Source organism: Pseudomonas sp. NY15364, from assembly GCF_048068235.1.
GTDB lineage: Bacteria > Pseudomonadota > Gammaproteobacteria > Pseudomonadales > Pseudomonadaceae > Aquipseudomonas > Aquipseudomonas mendocina_D.
On record NZ_JBLUPX010000004.1, the window covers coordinates 103,949 to 120,193 of the forward strand.

General features: G+C 62.4%; 15 protein-coding genes. 14 read left to right on the forward strand and 1 reads right to left on the reverse strand.

The window, feature by feature from the left end; translation table 11 throughout:
* Window positions 1-56: 56 nt before the first annotated feature.
* Both ACNFCJ_RS05220 and orn read left to right on the forward strand, forming a co-directional pair.
* Window positions 57-851 (forward strand): class I SAM-dependent methyltransferase, encoded by a 795-nt coding sequence (locus ACNFCJ_RS05220; protein ID WP_416770190.1) that lies wholly within the window; start codon window positions 57-59, stop codon window positions 849-851.
* Between the two features lie 29 nt (window positions 852-880).
* Window positions 881-1,423 (forward strand): oligoribonuclease, encoded by a 543-nt coding sequence (gene orn, locus ACNFCJ_RS05225; RefSeq protein ID WP_099522717.1) that lies wholly within the window; start codon window positions 881-883, stop codon window positions 1,421-1,423.
* Between the two features lie 100 nt (window positions 1,424-1,523).
* On the opposite strand, the gene queG is transcribed toward orn, so the two are convergent.
* Entirely contained in the window at window positions 1,524-2,588 is a 1,065-nt protein-coding gene (gene queG, locus ACNFCJ_RS05230; protein ID WP_296235784.1) for a tRNA epoxyqueuosine(34) reductase QueG, read from the reverse strand.
* 61 nt (window positions 2,589-2,649) lie between these two features.
* Between queG and ACNFCJ_RS05235 the strand changes: the two genes are divergently transcribed.
* The 12 genes from ACNFCJ_RS05235 to ACNFCJ_RS05290 all read left to right on the forward strand — a co-directional run bounded on the left by ACNFCJ_RS05235 (window position 2,650) and on the right by ACNFCJ_RS05290 (window position 15,623).
* Window positions 2,650-4,146 (forward strand): NAD(P)H-hydrate dehydratase, encoded by a 1,497-nt coding sequence (locus ACNFCJ_RS05235; protein ID WP_416770346.1) that lies wholly within the window; start codon window positions 2,650-2,652, stop codon window positions 4,144-4,146.
* Window positions 4,134-4,601 (forward strand): tRNA (adenosine(37)-N6)-threonylcarbamoyltransferase complex ATPase subunit type 1 TsaE, encoded by a 468-nt coding sequence (tsaE, locus tag ACNFCJ_RS05240; RefSeq protein ID WP_416770191.1) that lies wholly within the window; start codon window positions 4,134-4,136, stop codon window positions 4,599-4,601. Before ACNFCJ_RS05235 ends, tsaE begins: the two co-directional genes overlap by 13 nt.
* A 22-nt stretch (window positions 4,602-4,623) precedes the next feature.
* Window positions 4,624-6,039, forward strand: coding sequence for an N-acetylmuramoyl-L-alanine amidase (locus tag ACNFCJ_RS05245; RefSeq protein ID WP_416770193.1), 1,416 nt, complete (start codon window positions 4,624-4,626; stop codon window positions 6,037-6,039).
* Entirely contained in the window at window positions 6,039-7,919 is a 1,881-nt protein-coding gene (gene mutL / locus ACNFCJ_RS05250) for a DNA mismatch repair endonuclease MutL (protein WP_416770195.1), read from the forward strand. The genes ACNFCJ_RS05245 and mutL overlap by 1 nt, the downstream gene beginning before the upstream one ends.
* Window positions 7,920-7,972: 53 nt before the next feature.
* A complete protein-coding gene (miaA, locus tag ACNFCJ_RS05255) occupies window positions 7,973-8,944 on the forward strand; it encodes a tRNA (adenosine(37)-N6)-dimethylallyltransferase MiaA (RefSeq protein ID WP_416770348.1) in 972 nt (323 codons plus the stop codon).
* Window positions 8,945-9,044: 100 nt separating this feature from the next.
* Window positions 9,045-9,305, forward strand: coding sequence for an RNA chaperone Hfq (gene hfq / locus ACNFCJ_RS05260; protein ID WP_147810276.1), 261 nt, complete (start codon window positions 9,045-9,047; stop codon window positions 9,303-9,305).
* Between the two features lie 12 nt (window positions 9,306-9,317).
* A complete protein-coding gene (gene hflX / locus ACNFCJ_RS05265; protein ID WP_416770197.1) occupies window positions 9,318-10,619 on the forward strand; it encodes a ribosome rescue GTPase HflX in 1,302 nt (433 codons plus the stop codon).
* A gap of 97 nt (window positions 10,620-10,716) precedes the next feature.
* Entirely contained in the window at window positions 10,717-11,886 is a 1,170-nt protein-coding gene (gene hflK, locus ACNFCJ_RS05270) for an FtsH protease activity modulator HflK (RefSeq protein ID WP_106732514.1), read from the forward strand.
* Window positions 11,886-12,755: a protease modulator HflC gene (gene hflC / locus ACNFCJ_RS05275; RefSeq protein WP_416770199.1), complete on the forward strand. Its 870-nt coding sequence runs from the start codon at window positions 11,886-11,888 to the stop codon at window positions 12,753-12,755. Before hflK ends, hflC begins: the two co-directional genes overlap by 1 nt.
* Window positions 12,756-12,860: 105 nt before the next feature.
* The gene (locus ACNFCJ_RS05280) at window positions 12,861-13,046 is read left to right on the forward strand and encodes a DUF2065 domain-containing protein (protein WP_003459207.1); all 186 of its coding nucleotides are present in this window, start codon (window positions 12,861-12,863) and stop codon (window positions 13,044-13,046) included.
* Window positions 13,047-13,083: 37 nt separating this feature from the next.
* Entirely contained in the window at window positions 13,084-14,271 is a 1,188-nt protein-coding gene (locus tag ACNFCJ_RS05285) for an ATP phosphoribosyltransferase regulatory subunit (RefSeq protein ID WP_416770201.1), read from the forward strand.
* Window positions 14,272-14,327: 56 nt separating this feature from the next.
* Window positions 14,328-15,623, forward strand: coding sequence for an adenylosuccinate synthase (locus tag ACNFCJ_RS05290; protein WP_416770203.1), 1,296 nt, complete (start codon window positions 14,328-14,330; stop codon window positions 15,621-15,623).
* The last annotated feature ends 622 nt before the right edge of the window (window positions 15,624-16,245 follow it).

Genomic DNA, 16,245 nt, shown 5'->3' on the forward strand with positions numbered 1-16,245 from the left:
GCGAGTTTAGCATGAGCGCTCGGCGGCCATTCGGCTGTCAGGAACAGAGGTCGGGAATGACGATAGGCGAGGAAAGAACGGTGCTGCGGCTACCGTTGTTGCGCGCTCTTTTAGCGCAGGGCCTGTCCCTGGCGCTGGTGGTGGTGCTGGTCTATCTGCTGGCGTTACTGCCTTGGCGCATGTCGTTGTTTTCAGTGGCGCTGCTACAAGGTGTCGTGGCCGCCGGGATCGGCTGGCGCTTGGGGCTGTCACGCTGGTGGTTGTGGATCAATCTGGCGTTTTTACCCGCACTGCTGGTGATGCAGCGCGCTGAATTACCGGCCTGGCTTTTCCTGCTGGGATTCGTGCTGTTGCTGCTGGTCAACTGGAACAGTTTGCGTGAACAGGTGCCGCTCTACCTGAGTGGGCGCAAGACACAGCAACGTCTGCAGCAGTTCATGAGCGAGCGTGAGCCGCCGCTGCGCTTCGTCGACCTGGGGTGTGGTACGGCAGGTACGGTACTGCAGCTGGCCAGGCAGTTTCCGCGCGGACAGTTCGTGGGTGTCGAGACGGCGCCCCTGCTCTTCGCTTTCGCCTGGCTGCGCTGCTTGCTGCAGGAAAACTGCAGCATTCGTTATCGGAGCTTGTGGCAGGTCGAGCTTGGCGAGTTCGATGCCGTCTACTGCTTTCTCTCGCCCGTGCCGATGCCGCGCCTGTGGGCCAAGGCGCAAGCCGAGATGCGCGCTGGCAGCTGGCTGATCAGCAATACCTTCGAGATTCCGGGTGTGCCAGCTGATCGCGAGCTCGACGTCAGCGAAGGGCGGCAAACCTCTCTGTTTTTCTGGCACATGAAGGGCGCCGAGATCCGCTAGACTTGGCGCCTGAGCCAAGGAGCCTAACCATGCAAAACCCCAACAACCTGATCTGGATCGACCTGGAAATGACCGGGCTGGAGCCAGAGCGTGATGTGATCATCGAGATGGCCACTATCGTCACCGATAGCGAGCTGAACGTGCTGGCTGAGGGACCGGTGATCGCCGTTCACCAGAGCGACGAGGCTCTGGCCGGCATGGACGAATGGAACACCCGCACCCATGGCCAGAGTGGCCTGACCCAGCGCGTGCGTGAGAGCAAGATCGACAGCGCCGCTGCCGAGGCGCAGACCATCGCCTTTCTCGAACAGTGGGTGCCGAAGGGTAAGTCGCCAATCTGCGGCAACAGCATTGGCCAGGATCGCCGCTTTCTCTACAAGTACATGCCGGCGCTGGAAGCCTACTTCCACTACCGCTACCTGGACGTATCGACGCTGAAGATCCTGGCCGGCATGTGGGCGCCAGAGGTCAAGGACAGCTTCCAGAAAACCGCCACTCACCAGGCACTGGACGACATTCGCGAATCCATCGCCGAGCTGCGTCACTACCGCAAGCATTTCCTCAAGGTGTAAATGAGCCCGCTCGTAGGGTGCGCCGCGCGCACCGAGCGGTTGTCGCGGTGCTGGCGTTAACTCGTGTAGCGCGGATGAAATCCGGGAAAATTCATCCGGGCTACAGCGCGTTGTGCCGCTCCAGCGCCCATTCCACATGCTCGCGCACAAGTTCCGACGGGTGTGCGCGACGGGCATTGAGCGCCTGCAGCACTGGGATGGTCGAGGGTGCATTGCCAAGACCGACTGCCAGGTTACGTAGCCAGCGCTCGTAGCCGGCGCGGCGTAGCGGTGAACCTTCGGTACGACTGAGAAATTCTTCTTCCGTCCACAGGAACAGCTCGGCCAGGCCGCTGTTGTCCAGGCCGTGGCGCGGCTGGAAGTCGCCCTGCTCGGTGGGGCGAGCGAAGCGATTCCAGGGGCAAACGATCTGGCAGTCGTCGCAGCCGAACACCCTGTTGCCGATCGGCGCACGCAACTCTGTCGGGATCGAGCCTTTCAGTTCGATGGTCAGGTAGGAGATGCAGCGTCGGGCGTCCAGCATGTAGGGGCCGGCGAAGGCCGCTGTGGGGCAGATATCCATGCACGCGCTGCAGCGTCCGCAATGCTCGCTGCCATGCGGTGTGTCCACCGGCAGTGGCAGGTCGACGAACAGTTCGCCGAGAAAGAAGTAGCTGCCGGCCTTGCGATTGAGCACCAGGGTGTTCTTGCCTATCCAGCCGAGGCCGGCCTTTTCGGCGATGGCCTTTTCCAGCACTGGGGCGCTGTCGACGAAGGCGCGGTAGCCGAACGGGCCTATCTGCTGCTGGATGCGTTCGGCCAGTTGTTGCAGGCGCTTGCGGATCAGCTTGTGGTAGTCGCGGCCCAGGGCGTAGCGCGACACGTAGGCCTGCTCCGGTTCCTGCAGGCGCTGGGCCATCTGCGTATCGCCGGGCAGATAGTCCATGCGCAGGGACACCACGCGCAGGGTGCCGGGCACCAGCTCATCCGGGTGCGAGCGTTTGCTGCCGTGGGCGGCCATGTAGTCCATCTCGCCCTGGTAGCCAGCATCGAGCCAGCGTTGCAAGTGCGCCTCGTGCTCTCCCAGCTCGACATCGGTGATGCCGACCTGCTGAAAGCCCAGCTCACGTCCCCAGTCCTTGATGGACAGGGCCAGAGAGTTGAGGTCGAGGGTTTGATCGGACATGGGACGGGCGCAGGCGATGGACGTGGGTATAATTCTGCCAGACATCCGCCGCGAGCGAGCCATGCATCTACCCGCCTCTTTACCGTTGAGCCTGCACAGCGCCGAACAGGTGCGTGCGCTGGATGCGCAACTGATCGCCGCCGGCACGCCCGGTTTCGAGTTGATGCAACGCGCGGCACATGCGGCCTGGCGCGCCTTGCGCAGGCGCTGGCCGGATGCCGACGAAATCACCGTACTGGCTGGGCGTGGCAATAATGCGGGTGACGGCTACCTGATTGCCGTTCTGGCTCAGCGTGCCGGGTGGCGTGTGCGTGTACTGGCGGTGGGCGATCCCGCTGCGCTGAGTGGCGACGCTGCTCAGGCTTGTGCCGAGGCCAGGCGTGCAGGCGTGGATATCCTGCCGTGGAGCGAATGCGCGCCACTGGCTGGCATCCTGGTCGATGCGTTGCTTGGCACGGGCCTGGCTGGGGCGGTGCGTGAGCCTTATGGCCAGGCGATACGCATGCTCAACCAGAGTGGCTTGCCGGTGCTGGCGGTGGATATTCCTTCTGGCTTGAATGCTGACAGCGGCGCGTGTCTCGGTGTGGCGGTGTGTGCCGATCTGACCGTGACCTTCATCGCCCTCAAGCTCGGCCTGCTGACGGGAGTTGGTCCGGAGCTATGCGGCGAGCTGCAGTTCGATGATCTGCAGGGCGACGCTCAACTTTCGGCCCAGGCGCCCAGCGTGGCGCAGCGCCTCGATTCCGCCAACCTCCCACGGTTGAGCGCCCGCTCGCCTGTGGCGCACAAGGGGCAGTTCGGTCATCTGCTGGTGGTCGGGGGTGAGCTGGGCATGGGCGGCGCTGCGCTGCTCTGTGCTGATAGCGCATTGCGCGCCGGTGCCGGCCTGGTATCGCTGGCGACGCGTCCCGAGCACGTTGCGGCGTCCCTGGTGCGGCGGCCTGAAATAATGTGCGCTGCAATCGCTTCCGCCAATCAGTTGTTGGCACTGAGCGAGCGCGCCGATGTCTGTGTGGTAGGGCCTGGATTGGGGCAGGGCGCCTGGTCGCGCAGTTTGTTGTCTGCGGTCTGCGGTCTCGATGTCCCTCAGGTCTGGGATGCCGATGCGTTGAATCTTCTGGCTGCTGGCCAGGTCACCGCGCCTGGTCAGGGTGTGCTCACGCCGCACCCGGGCGAGGCGGCGCGCTTGCTGGGCACCGATACTGCAAGCGTGCAGGCGGATCGGCCGGCTGCGGCGCGAGCTTTAGCGCAACGTTTCGGGCTGGTGGTGGTGCTCAAGGGCGCAGGCAGCTTGATCGCTGAACCAGGCGGGCGCCTGGCGTTATGTAATCGCGGCCATCCGGCGATGGCGAGCGCGGGGTTGGGAGATGTGCTAGCTGGCTTGATCGGCGCACTGCTGGCGCAAGGCATGGCAGCGTATGATGCGGCCTGCCTGGCGGTGTGGCTGCATGCGCGGGCCGGTGAGGTGCTGGCTGCGCAGGGGCGCGGGCTGGCTGCTGGTGATCTGCCTTGCACCATTCGTCAGTTATTGGAGGAGTTGTGTCCTTGTGTGAAGTGAAACTCGAAGCAGCTGACGAAGCTGCGATGCTGACTTTGGGTGCGCGGATTGCCGAGATCAGCGGTGGCCTGGGTATTATCTATCTGCATGGTGATCTGGGCGCCGGCAAGACCACCCTTTCACGTGGCATTTTGCGTGGCCTGGGCCATGCTGGTGCGGTCAAAAGCCCGACCTTTACCCTGGTCGAACCCTACGAAATTGGCGACGTGCGCGCCTTTCATTTCGATCTTTACCGTCTGGTCGATCCTGAAGAGCTAGAGTTTCTCGGCATCCGTGATTACTTCGAGGGGGATGCCCTGTGCCTGATCGAATGGCCGCAGCGTGGCGCAGGCATTTTGCCAAAGCCCGACCTGGACATTACCATTGACACCCAAGCGAGCGGCCGTTCGCTGTTGCTGCAGGGGCATGGGACTCGAGGGGAGGCCTGGTGCAAGGCCCTGAGCAGCGAGCAATGAATAAGAAGCGATGGGGTTGGTTATGCGCATAGGCGCGCTGGTTACCGCTGTGGGAGTGTTGTTGGCGGCCCTGGCTGCCGAGGCCCTGGCTGCCTCCGATATACGGAGCGTGCGTCTGTGGCGTGCCCCGGACAATACCCGCCTGGTCTTCGATCTGTCTGGGCCGGTACAGCACAGTGTGTTCACCCTGGCCGCACCTGATCGCATCGTCATCGACGTCACGGGTGCCAAGCTGGCCACCAATCTCGAGCAGCTTTCGCTGGCCAACACCCCGATCACCGGTGTGCGCTCGGCTCAGCGCAGCGCTGACGACCTGCGCGTGGTCATCGATTTGTCGGCGCCGGTGTCGCCGAAGAGTTTTACTCTGGCGCCTAATCAGCAATATGGTCATCGCCTGGTCGTTGATTTGTTCGACCAGGGCAGTGCGCCACCCGCTACGCAAACGCCCAGTATTGCTACTAGCGAACCTCCTGTGCCGGTCACGCCGACCCAGCCGCCACCCAAGTTGACCCCCGTGCCCAATGGCAAGCGCGATATCGTCGTCGCAATCGATGCCGGCCATGGTGGTGAGGACCCGGGTGCACTGTCGCCGGTCAAGGGGCAGTACGAAAAGAACGTGACGCTGGCCATTTCCAAAGAGTTGCAGCGGCAGATCAATGCCGAAAAGGGTTTCCGAGGCGAACTGGTCCGCACGGGAGATTACTTCATCCCGTTGCGTAAGCGCACCGAGATCGCGCGCAAGAAAGGCGCTGACCTATTCGTCTCCATTCATGCTGACGCGGCGCCGCGCTCCTCGGCGTTCGGCGCCTCGGTCTATGCCTTGTCCGAACGGGGTGCTACGTCCGAGACCGCGCGCTGGCTGGCCGACGCCGAGAACCAGTCCGACCTGATCGGTGGCGCCGGCAACGTCAGCCTCGACGACAAGGACAAGATGCTTGCTGGTGTGTTGCTGGACCTGTCGATGACCGCGTCACTGTCCTCCAGCCTCAATGTCGGGCAGAAAGTGCTGTCGAACATGGGCGGCATCACCCCGCTGCACAAGCGCCGTGTCGAACAGGCAGGCTTCATGGTGCTGAAATCACCGGATATTCCCTCAATCCTGGTGGAAACTGGCTTCATCTCCAATCCCAATGAGGCGAGAAAGCTGCACACCGCCAGCCATCAGCAGGCGCTGGCGCGTTCGATCACGTCCGGGGTCAGGCAGTTCTTCCACGAAAACCCACCACCCGGCACCTACGTCGCCTGGTTGCGCGACGAGGGCAAGATCGCCGCTGGCCCGCGTGAGCACGTGGTGGCGCGCGGCGAGAGCCTGGCGCTGATCGCCCAGCGCTACCAGATCAGCCTTGCGGCCCTGCGTAGTGCCAACAAGCTCAATGGTGACGTGATCAAGGTCGGCCAGACATTGCAGATACCCGCCACAGCGCTGGCAGCCCAGTAGTGAGTGTCATGTCCCGTATTCATTTGCTCAGCCCGCGCCTGGCCAACCAGATCGCTGCGGGCGAGGTGGTCGAGCGCCCGGCGTCGGTCGCCAAGGAATTGCTGGAAAACAGCCTGGATTCCGGTGCGCGGCGTATCGATGTCGAAGTCGAACAAGGTGGCGTAAAGCTGCTCAAGGTGCGCGACGACGGTGGTGGCATCGCCCCGGACGACCTGCCGCTGGCCTTGGCGCGCCACGCCACCAGCAAGATCCGTGAGTTGGAAGACCTCGAAGCCGTGCTCAGCATGGGCTTTCGTGGTGAGGCGTTAGCGTCGATCAGTTCGGTGTCGCGCCTGACCCTGACTTCGCGTACCGCAGATGCCGAGCAGGCCTGGCAGGTGGAAACCGAAGGCCGTGACATGGAGCCGCGGATACAGCCTGCCGCGCATCCAGTCGGCACCTCGGTGGAAGTGCGTGACCTGTTCTTCAATACCCCGGCGCGCCGCAAGTTCCTGCGTGCCGAGAAGACCGAGTTCGATCACCTGCAGGAAGTGATCAAGCGTCTGGCGTTGGCCCGCTTCGATGTCGGCTTCCACCTGCGTCACAACGGCAAGACCGTGTTCGCCCTGCACGAGGCGGGCGACGAGATCAGTCGTGCGCGCCGCGTCGCTTCAGTCTGTGGGCCGGCTTTTCTCGAACAGGCGTTGCCAATCGAGATCGAGCGCAGTGGTCTGCGTTTGTGGGGGTGGGTTGGGTTGCCGACCTTCTCCCGTAGTCAGGCGGATCTGCAGTATTTCTACGTCAATGGACGCATGGTGCGCGACAAGCTGGTTGCGCATGCGGTGCGCCAGGCCTATCGCGACGTGCTGTTCAATGGTCGCCACCCGACCTTCGTGCTGTTTCTGGAAATCGATCCATCGACGGTGGACGTCAACGTTCACCCGACCAAGCATGAAGTACGTTTCCGCGATAGTCGCATGGTTCACGACTTCCTCTACGGCACATTGCATCGTGCCCTGGCCGATGTGCGCCCGGAGGATCAGGTGGCGGCCCCGGCGGCCATATCGCCCATGGTGCGCCCGACCGGCCAGGCCGCCGGGGAGTTCGGCCCGCAAGGCGAGATGGGCCTGGCCGCCAGCATACTTGAAACCCCGCAGGCCACTGCGCAGCCGGCCTGGCGCGGCAGTGGTGCTGGTTATCAGCAGCCTGCCGGTAACCCCGGCGTATCCGCTGGTGAAGCCCAGGCTGCATATCGCGAGTATTTTTCGCCACTGCCGGCTGCCCAGGTTCAGCCCATGCCGCAGGAGCAGGGTGACATTCCACCACTCGGCTATGCCGTGGCGCAGCTCAAAGGTGTCTACATCCTTGCCGAAAACGCTCAGGGCCTGGTGGTGGTGGATATGCACGCCGCCCACGAGCGCATCACCTACGAACGCCTGAAACATGCCATGGCCAGCGAAGGTTTGCGTGGCCAGCCGTTGCTGGTGCCTGAGTCAATCGCCCTCAGTCAGCGCGAAGCCGATTGCGCCGAGGAGCATGGTGAATGGTTCCAGCGCCTGGGCTTCGAGCTGCAGCGTCTCGGTGAAGAAACCGTGGCGATTCGCCAGATTCCGGCCCTGCTCAAACAGGCCGAGGCCACCCAGTTGGTGCGTGATGTGCTGGCCGACCTACTGGAGTACGGCACCAGCGACCGCATCCAGGCGCATCTCAACGAACTCCTGGCGACCATGGCTTGTCATGGCGCGGTGCGCGCCAACCGGCGCCTGACCCTTCCCGAGATGAATGGCTTGCTGCGTGATATGGAGCAGACCGAGCGCAGCGGCCAGTGCAACCACGGGCGTCCGACCTGGACGCAACTCAGCATGGATCAGCTCGACAAGCTGTTCATGCGCGGCCAGTAATTGAATGAAGCCCTGAGTCAGGGGCGCCCTTCTTCGTGTTTCGAGCCATATCGATGTCTTCGCTTCCTCCTGCAATCTTCCTGATGGGCCCGACTGCCGCCGGTAAGACCGATCTGGCCTTGGAGCTGGCGCGTGTATTGCCGTGTGACCTGATTAGCGTCGATTCGGCGCTGGTCTACCGCGGTATGGACATCGGCACGGCCAAGCCGGAGCGCGACGTTCTGGACGCGTTTCCCCATGCATTGATCGATATTCGTGACCCGGCCGAGAGCTATTCGGCGGCGGAATTTCGCACCGATGCGCTGGCCGCGATGGCTGAGAGTGCTGCGCGCGGGCGTATCCCCCTGTTGGTCGGCGGCACCATGCTCTACTACAAGGCCTTGTTGGAAGGGCTGGCCGATATGCCCAGTGCTGACCCGGCGATCCGCGCCGAGCTGGAGGCGCGTGCGGCGGCCGAAGGTTGGGAGGTGCTGCATCGGGAGCTGGCAGTGGTCGATCCGCAGTCCGCTGCGCGTATCCATCCCAATGATCCGCAGCGTCTGACTCGGGCGCTCGAGGTCTATCGTCTTAGCGGTATGAGCATGACCGAACATCGCCTGCGCCAGGCTGCAGGAAATCCCGATATGGGCACATCAGGCGCCGGGCAATTACCCTATACTGTTGTTCAGCTTGCTATCGCACCAGCGCAGCGTCAGGTTTTGCATGACCGCATCGCTCAACGATTTCGGGTGATGTTGGAACAGGGTTTCGTGGAAGAGGTCCAAGCCCTGCGTAGACGAAGTGACTTGCACGCGGGATTGCCGTCTATACGGGCGGTGGGTTATCGCCAGGTATGGGAATACCTCGATGGCGAGCTGTCCCGGGACGAAATGGTCGAGCGGGGCATCATCGCCACTCGGCAATTGGCCAAGCGTCAGTTCACCTGGTTACGCGGTTGGGAGAACGTGCATTGGCTCGATAGCCTGGCCTGCGACAATCTGTCTCGCGTCTTGAAATACCTGGGAAGCGTCTCCATATTGAAATGAGACCTTGCCGCTGGTCGTCTATCCTTGGGGGTGGGACGGCCTGAAGCCATTGTTTACCTACTAAAATTATTGAAATTGATCCTCGAAAGGAGTGCGGCACATGTCAAAAGGGCATTCGCTACAAGACCCTTACCTGAATACCCTGCGTAAGGAACGCGTCCCTGTTTCCATCTATCTGGTCAACGGCATCAAGCTGCAGGGCCAGATCGAGTCCTTCGACCAGTTCGTCATCCTGCTGAAGAACACTGTCAGCCAGATGGTCTACAAACATGCTATCTCCACTGTCGTGCCAAGCCGTCCGGTACGCCTGCCAAGCGCTGGCGATGCCGAGCAGGGCGATAGCGAGCCGGGTAACGCCTGATAGGGGGCTGCATTGTTCTTCGAGCGTCATGAGGGCGGTGAGCGGGCCATCCTGGTTCATCTGGAAGGCCAAGACTCCGAGGCGAGCGAAGACCCCCAGGAGTTCCAGGAATTGGCCATGTCGGCAGGCGCCGACATGGTCGCTTTCTTCAGTGTGCCCAGCAGTCGTCTGACGGCCAAGTTCCTGATCGGCAGCGGTAAGGTCGAGGAGCTGCGCGACCAGGTCAAGGCCGCCGAGGCCGATCTGGTCATCTTCAATCACACCTTGACGCCCAGCCAGGAGCGCAACCTCGAGCGCGCCTTCGAATGCCGTGTGCTTGATCGTACCGGCCTGATCCTCGATATCTTCGCTCAGCGCGCGCGTACTCATGAAGGCAAGCTGCAGGTCGAGCTGGCTCAGCTCGATCACATGAGCACGCGCCTGGTGCGTGGTTGGACTCACCTCGAGCGGCAGAAGGGCGGTATCGGTCTGCGTGGTCCGGGTGAAACCCAGCTGGAAACCGACCGCCGCTTGCTGCGCGTGCGCATTCGCCAGATCAAGCAGAAGCTTGAGAAAGTGCGCAGTCAGCGCGAGCAGGCGCGCCGTGGGCGCAGGCGTGCGGACATTCCTTCGGTTTCCCTGGTGGGTTACACCAACGCTGGCAAGTCCACGCTGTTCAATGCCCTCACCACCTCCGAGGTCTACGCGGCTGATCAGTTGTTCGCCACGCTCGACCCGACCTTGCGGCGTCTCGAACTCGACGACCTGGGGCCGATCGTGCTGGCCGATACCGTGGGTTTCATTCGTCACCTGCCGCACAAACTGGTCGAAGCCTTCCGTGCTACGTTGGAAGAGTCGAGCAACTCCGATCTGCTGCTGCACGTTATCGATGCCCATGAGCCCGAGCGCATGGCGCAGATCGAGCAGGTGCAGAACGTGCTCAAGGAGATCGGCGCACACGAATTGCCGATGCTCGAGGTATACAACAAGCTGGATTTGTTGGATGGTGTCGAGCCGCAGATCCAGCGCGATGCTGATGGCAAGCCGCTGCGCGTCTGGTTGTCGGCCCGTGAGGGGCGTGGCCTGGAACTGTTGCGTCAGGCAGTGGCGGAGCTGTTGGGCGAAGATTTGTTTGTCGCTACGCTGCAATTGCCGCAACGCTTGGGGCGACTGCGTGCGCAGTTCTTCGCGTTGGGGGCAGTGCAGAGCGAGGAGCATGACGAGTTGGGGCATAGCTTGCTGGCGGTACGTTTGCCGCGAGTCGAGCTCAATCGCCTGGTGAGTCGCGAAGGTTTGGAGCCTCAGGCCTTCATCGAGCAACATACTTTGCAATAAAGCCTGGGACAGTGGCTTTGCTGTCACCATAGGGCTTTGGGTAGCATTGGCCGGCGCGCCGTGGGCGCGCCTTCGCTTTATCAGTACGGAGAACGCTATGGCTTGGAATGAGCCGGGTGGCAACTCGAACAATCAAGACCCTTGGGGCGGCCGCAAAGGCGGTGGCCGGCAGGGGCCGCCGGATCTCGACGAAGCGTTCCGCAAGCTGCAAGAAAGCCTCAATGGGCTGTTTGGCGGTGGCAAGAAACGTGGTGACGACGAATCTGGTCGCAGTGGCGGCGGCGGTGGCTTCGGCCTGCTGTTCGTCGGCCTTGGCCTGTTGGCGGTGGTATGGCTGTACAGCGCGATCTATGTGGTGGATGAGCAGGAGCAGGCTGTGGTGCTGCGCTTCGGCAAGTACCACGAGACCGTTGGTCCTGGCCTGAATATCTATTTCCCGCCAATCGACCGCAAGTTCCAGGAAAACGTCACGCGTGAACGCGCCTACAGCAAGCAGGGCGCCATGCTGACCGAAGACGAGAACATCATCGAAGTACCGCTGACCGTGCAGTACCGGGTGAGCAACCTGCAGGACTTCGTGCTCAACGTCGACCAGCCGGAAGTCAGCCTGCAGCACGCCACCGACAGTGCCGTGCGCCATGTGGTGGGTTCCACCGAGATGGACCAGGTACTGACCGAAGGCCGTGAACTGATGGCCAGCGAGGTGCGTGAGCGCCTGCAGCGTTTCCTCGACAACTACCGGACCGGTATCACCATCACTCAGGTGAACATCCAGAGCGCTGCGGCGCCGCGTGAAGTTCAGGAAGCCTTCGATGACGTGATCCGTGCCCGTGAAGACGAGCAGCGCGAGAAGAACCAGGCCGAGTCCTACGCCAACGGTGTCATTCCGGAAGCGCGTGGTCAGGCTCAGCGTCTGCTGGAAGAGGCCAATGGTTACCGTGATGAAATCATCGCTCGTGCACAGGGTGAGGCGGATCGTTTCACCAAGTTGGTCACCGAGTACCGCAAGGCGCCTGAGATCACTCGTGAGCGTCTGTACATCGACACCATGCAGGAAGTGATGAGCAACACCAGCAAGGTTCTGGTCACCGGTGACAAGGGGCAGAACAACCTGCTCTATCTGCCGCTGGACAAGATGATCGATAGCCGTGGTGGCGCTTCTTCCTCCAGCTCCAGCAACAGCAGCAATACGACAACGCGTGATCCGGCTGTGCCGCTGAGCGGCGATCTGTCGCAGCGTAATCTGCGTACCCGGGAGGGCCGTTGATGAACAACAAGTCCCTGATCGGCCTGATCGTGGCCGTGGTTGTGGCCCTGGTGGCATGGAACAGCTTCTATATCGTGGCTCAGACCGAGCGTGCGGTATTGCTGCAGTTCGGTCGCGTGGTTCAGCCTGATGTGCAGCCTGGTCTGCATGTGAAGATTCCTTACGTCAACCAGGTGCGCATCTTCGATGGTCGTCTGCTGACACTGGATTCAACTTCCTCGCGCTTCCTGACCCTGGAGAAGAAAGCGCTGATGGTCGATGCCTACGCCAAATGGCGCGTGAAGGATGCCGAGCGTTTCTATCAGGCTACGTCTGGTATGAAACAAGTGGCAGACGAGCGTCTGGCGCGTCGTCTGGAGGCATCGCTGCGTGACCAGTTCGGTAAGCGCACTCTGCACGAGTCGGTATCCGGTGAGCGTGATGCGCTGATGGCCGATGTGACCGCGACTCTCAATCGCGCTGCCGAGCGTGAGCTGGGTATCGAAGTGGTCGACGTGCGAGTCAAGGCTATCGACCTGCCACGTGAAGTGAACCGCAGCGTGTTCGAGCGGATGAGCACCGAGCGTGAGCGTGAGGCTCGCGAGCATCGCGCCAAGGGTCGCGAGCTGGCCGAAGGTATTCGCGCCGACGCCGATCGTCAGCGCCGCGTACTGCTGGCTGAAGCCTATCGTGAAGCTGAAGAGCTGCGCGGTGACGGTGATGCTCAGGCTGCTTCCATTTACGCTCGTGCCTACGGTCAGGATCAGGAGTTCTACTCCTTCTACCGTAGTCTGCAGGCGTACCGCGAAAGCTTCGCTGACAAGCGTGATGTGCTGGTGCTGGACCCAGGCAGCGATTTCTTCCGCTACCTGGAAAAGTCCAAGCGTTGATCGGCAGCCCTGGCGGCGCGATGCGTCGCCAGGGTGACCGCAAGGTAAAACGTGGTATCATGCGGCAGCCGGGAAAATCCCGGCTTTTTTGCGTCTGTGGGAATCATGTGGCAGGAACTCGGCATCGCGTTGTGTCTGGTATTGGTGCTGGAAGGCATCCTGCCCTTCCTCTATCCGCGCCATTGGCGCGGAGCGGTCATGCAGGCAGCTCGTCTGCCCGACCGTCGACTGCGCCTTATGGGGCTGGCCAGCATGCTGCTGGGTACTGCCCTTCTATATCTGCTTCACTGAAGGCTTGTGCCGCCCGGATCGAGAGGGGAATGGCGAAATGGCAACGGTAGACCGCTGGCTGCTGCCAGATGGCATCGAAGAAGTACTGCCGCCGGAAGCGGCACGCATCGAGGCGGCACGCCGTCAGGTGCTGGATCTGTTCCAACGTTGGGGTTACGAGTTCGTCGTCACCCCCCATATCGAGTACCTGGAATCCCTGCTGACTGGCGCCGGCCAGGATCTTGACCTGCGCACCTTCAAGGTCACCGATCCGCTGTCCGGTCGGCAGATGGGCTTTCGTGCCGACATCACCCCGCAGGTGGCGCGCATCGACGCCCACACCTTGCGCCGTGAAGGGCCGAGCCGTCTTTGCTATGCCGGCAGCGTGCTGCATGCGCAGCCGCGTGCCTTGACCACGTCGCGTAGTCCTATCCAGCTGGGGGCCGAGCTCTATGGCGACGCCAGTCCGGCCAGTGATATCGAAGTGATTAGCCTGCTGGTGGAGACCCTCGAGCTGGCTGCGGTGCCGGACGTGCACATGGATCTCGGCCATGTCGGCATCTATCGTGGTCTGGCGCATGCCGCTGGGCTGTCCGGCGAAGCTGAGCAGCAGTTGTTCGATGCGCTGCAGCGCAAGGCGATGGATGAAATCGAAAGCCTGACCGCGGCATTGCCGGCAGGGCTGGGCAGCATGCTGCGCTCGCTTGCCGAGCTATGCGGTGGCCGCGAGGTGCTGGACCTGGCTCAGGCCGTGTTGGTCGAGGCGCCGGAGGCGGTACACGCTGCGCTCGATGAGCTGGTGGCTATCGCCGATGCGCTGGAGCTGCGCTATCCGGAGCTGCCGCTGTACTTCGACCTGGGCGAGTTGCGCGGCTACAACTATCACACAGGAGCGGTGTTCGCCGCGTTCGTGCCGGGCGAGGGCGGAGCCATCGCTCAGGGTGGTCGTTACGACGATACCGGCGCGGTATTCGGTCGTGCACGCCCAGCTACTGGCTTCTCCACGGACCTGAAGACCCTGGTCACCCTGGGTGACATGCGTGTGGATGAGGCGGTCAGTGGCGTCTGGGCGCCGGACAATCATGATCTCTATCTGTGGCAGGCCGTTCGTCGTCTGCGTGGTGAGGGCGAGCGCGTGGTACAGGCGCTGCCCGGGCAGAGCGAGGCCGATGCGCGCGAGGCGGGCTGTGATCGCCTGCTGGCGCTGCGTGATGGACGTTGGCAGGTGGCGCCCCTGGCGTCCTGAATTCATTTTCGCCGGCCCGCGGCCGGCATCGAAGCTTGCGCGAAGAGGACAAGTTTATGGGTAAGAATGTCGTCGTCCTGGGCACCCAATGGGGTGATGAGGGCAAGGGCAAGATCGTCGACCTGCTCACCGAGCAGGCCGCTGCAGTCGTGCGTTATCAGGGTGGTCACAACGCGGGTCACACCCTGGTGATCAACGGTGAGAAGACCGTCCTGCACCTGATTCCGTCCGGCATCCTGCGTGCTGGCGTCGAGTGCCTGATCGGTAACGGTGTGGTCGTGGCGCCCGACGCCCTGATGCGCGAAATCACCAAGCTGGAAGAGAAGGGTGTGCCGGTGCGTGAGCGCCTGCGTATCAGCCCGGCCTGCCCGCTGATCCTGTCTTACCACGTAGCGCTGGATCAGGCGCGCGAAAAGGCCCGCGGTGACGCCAAGATCGGGACTACCGGTCGCGGTATCGGCCCGGCATACGAAGACAAGGTCGCGCGTCGCGGTCTGCGTGTCGGTGACCTGTTCCACCGCGAGCGTTTCGCCGCCAAGCTGGGCGAGCTGCTGGACTACCACAACTTCCAGCTGGTCAATTTCTACAAAGAGCCGGCCATCGACTTCCAGAAGACCCTGGATGAGTGCATGGAATACGCCGAGCTGCTCAAGCCGATGATGGCTGATGTCACTGCGGTGCTGCATGACCTGCGTCGTGGCGGCAAGGACATCATGTTCGAAGGCGCCCAGGGCTCCCTGCTGGATATCGACCACGGTACCTACCCCTACGTCACCAGCTCCAACACCACTGCTGGCGGCATTGCAACTGGCTCCGGTTTCGGCCCGCTGTACCTGGATTACATCCTCGGCATCACCAAGGCCTACACCACCCGTGTTGGCTCCGGTCCGTTCCCGACCGAGCTGTTTGACGATGTCGGCGCCTTCCTCGCCAAGCGTGGCCACGAGTTCGGCGCCACCACCGGTCGTGCCCGCCGCTGCGGCTGGTTCGACGCAGTGATCCTGCGTCGCGCCATCGAGATCAACAGCATCTCCGGTCTGTGCCTGACCAAGCTTGACGTGCTCGACGGTCTGGAAACCATCCGTATCTGTACCGGCTACAAGGATGCCAACGGCCAGGTGCTGGTCGATGCGCCGACCGACGCCGACAGCTACATCGGCCTGCAGCCGGTCTACGAGGAAATGCCGGGCTGGAGCGAATCCACCCTGGGCGCCAAGACCTTGGAAGACTTGCCGGCCGCTGCGCGTGCCTACATCAAGCGTGTGGAAGAGCTGGTCGGTGCGCCGATCGACATCATCTCCACCGGCCCGGACCGCAACGAGACCATCGTGCTGCGTCATCCGTTTGCCTGATCGAGAGATTCTCGAGTCGCAGAGGAGCCGCCTTCGGGCGGCTTTTTTGTGCTCGCCCGTACGGGGCTCTGGCAGGGGTGCTGGGCATGCGCTTTGCTTGTATTCAATAAATCCCGGAAGTCGCCGTTATAGCTGTTACGGTCGTTGAGGAGTGTCCCCCGTGTTCGCCATCGTTTCCATGTTGCGTAGCCGTCTGCTGCGTCCGGTGTTCGTTGCGCTTGGTCTGGCCATGTTGGTGCAGGTTGGCTTGGCTGTCTGGCTGATGCGTGCGTCGGTCGATGGCATGGTCGAGGATCTGGCGCAGCGCCTGGGCGGTGAGAGCCGGCGCCTCGGTGAAGAGCTGAACATGGCCGAGCGCGAGATGAGTCAGGGACTTGCGGCCTTGTCGAGCAGCACCCGCACTCGCCTGGGCGAAGGGCTTTCCACCCAGTTGAAGAGCGAGCAGGCGCAACTGCGTGCGGTGCTGGAGGGTAACCTCAAGCAATCCGGTCAGGCGCTGGCACAACTGCTGGCGGGTGTTGCGCCGAAGTCCATCTGGGATCTGGACATTCCTGCGCTGACGGCGCTTACCCGAATCGCCCAGCAGGACCCAGCGGTGCTATTCGCCATCATCTATGACGCC

Coding starts and splice junctions, on each gene's coding strand:
- ACNFCJ_RS05220 (WP_416770190.1), top strand. CDS start 57: ATGACGATAGGCGAGGAAAGAACGGTGCTGCGGCTACCGTTGTTGCGC.
- orn (WP_099522717.1), top strand. CDS start 881: ATGCAAAACCCCAACAACCTGATCTGGATCGACCTGGAAATGACCGGG.
- queG (WP_296235784.1), bottom strand. CDS start 2,588: ATGTCCGATCAAACCCTCGACCTCAACTCTCTGGCCCTGTCCATCAAG.
- ACNFCJ_RS05235 (WP_416770346.1), top strand. CDS start 2,650: ATGCATCTACCCGCCTCTTTACCGTTGAGCCTGCACAGCGCCGAACAG.
- ACNFCJ_RS05245 (WP_416770193.1), top strand. CDS start 4,624: ATGCGCATAGGCGCGCTGGTTACCGCTGTGGGAGTGTTGTTGGCGGCC.
- miaA (WP_416770348.1), top strand. CDS start 7,973: ATGTCTTCGCTTCCTCCTGCAATCTTCCTGATGGGCCCGACTGCCGCC.
- hfq (WP_147810276.1), top strand. CDS start 9,045: ATGTCAAAAGGGCATTCGCTACAAGACCCTTACCTGAATACCCTGCGT.
- hflK (WP_106732514.1), top strand. CDS start 10,717: ATGGCTTGGAATGAGCCGGGTGGCAACTCGAACAATCAAGACCCTTGG.
- hflC (WP_416770199.1), top strand. CDS start 11,886: ATGAACAACAAGTCCCTGATCGGCCTGATCGTGGCCGTGGTTGTGGCC.
- ACNFCJ_RS05280 (WP_003459207.1), top strand. CDS start 12,861: ATGTGGCAGGAACTCGGCATCGCGTTGTGTCTGGTATTGGTGCTGGAA.
- ACNFCJ_RS05285 (WP_416770201.1), top strand. CDS start 13,084: ATGGCAACGGTAGACCGCTGGCTGCTGCCAGATGGCATCGAAGAAGTA.
- ACNFCJ_RS05290 (WP_416770203.1), top strand. CDS start 14,328: ATGGGTAAGAATGTCGTCGTCCTGGGCACCCAATGGGGTGATGAGGGC.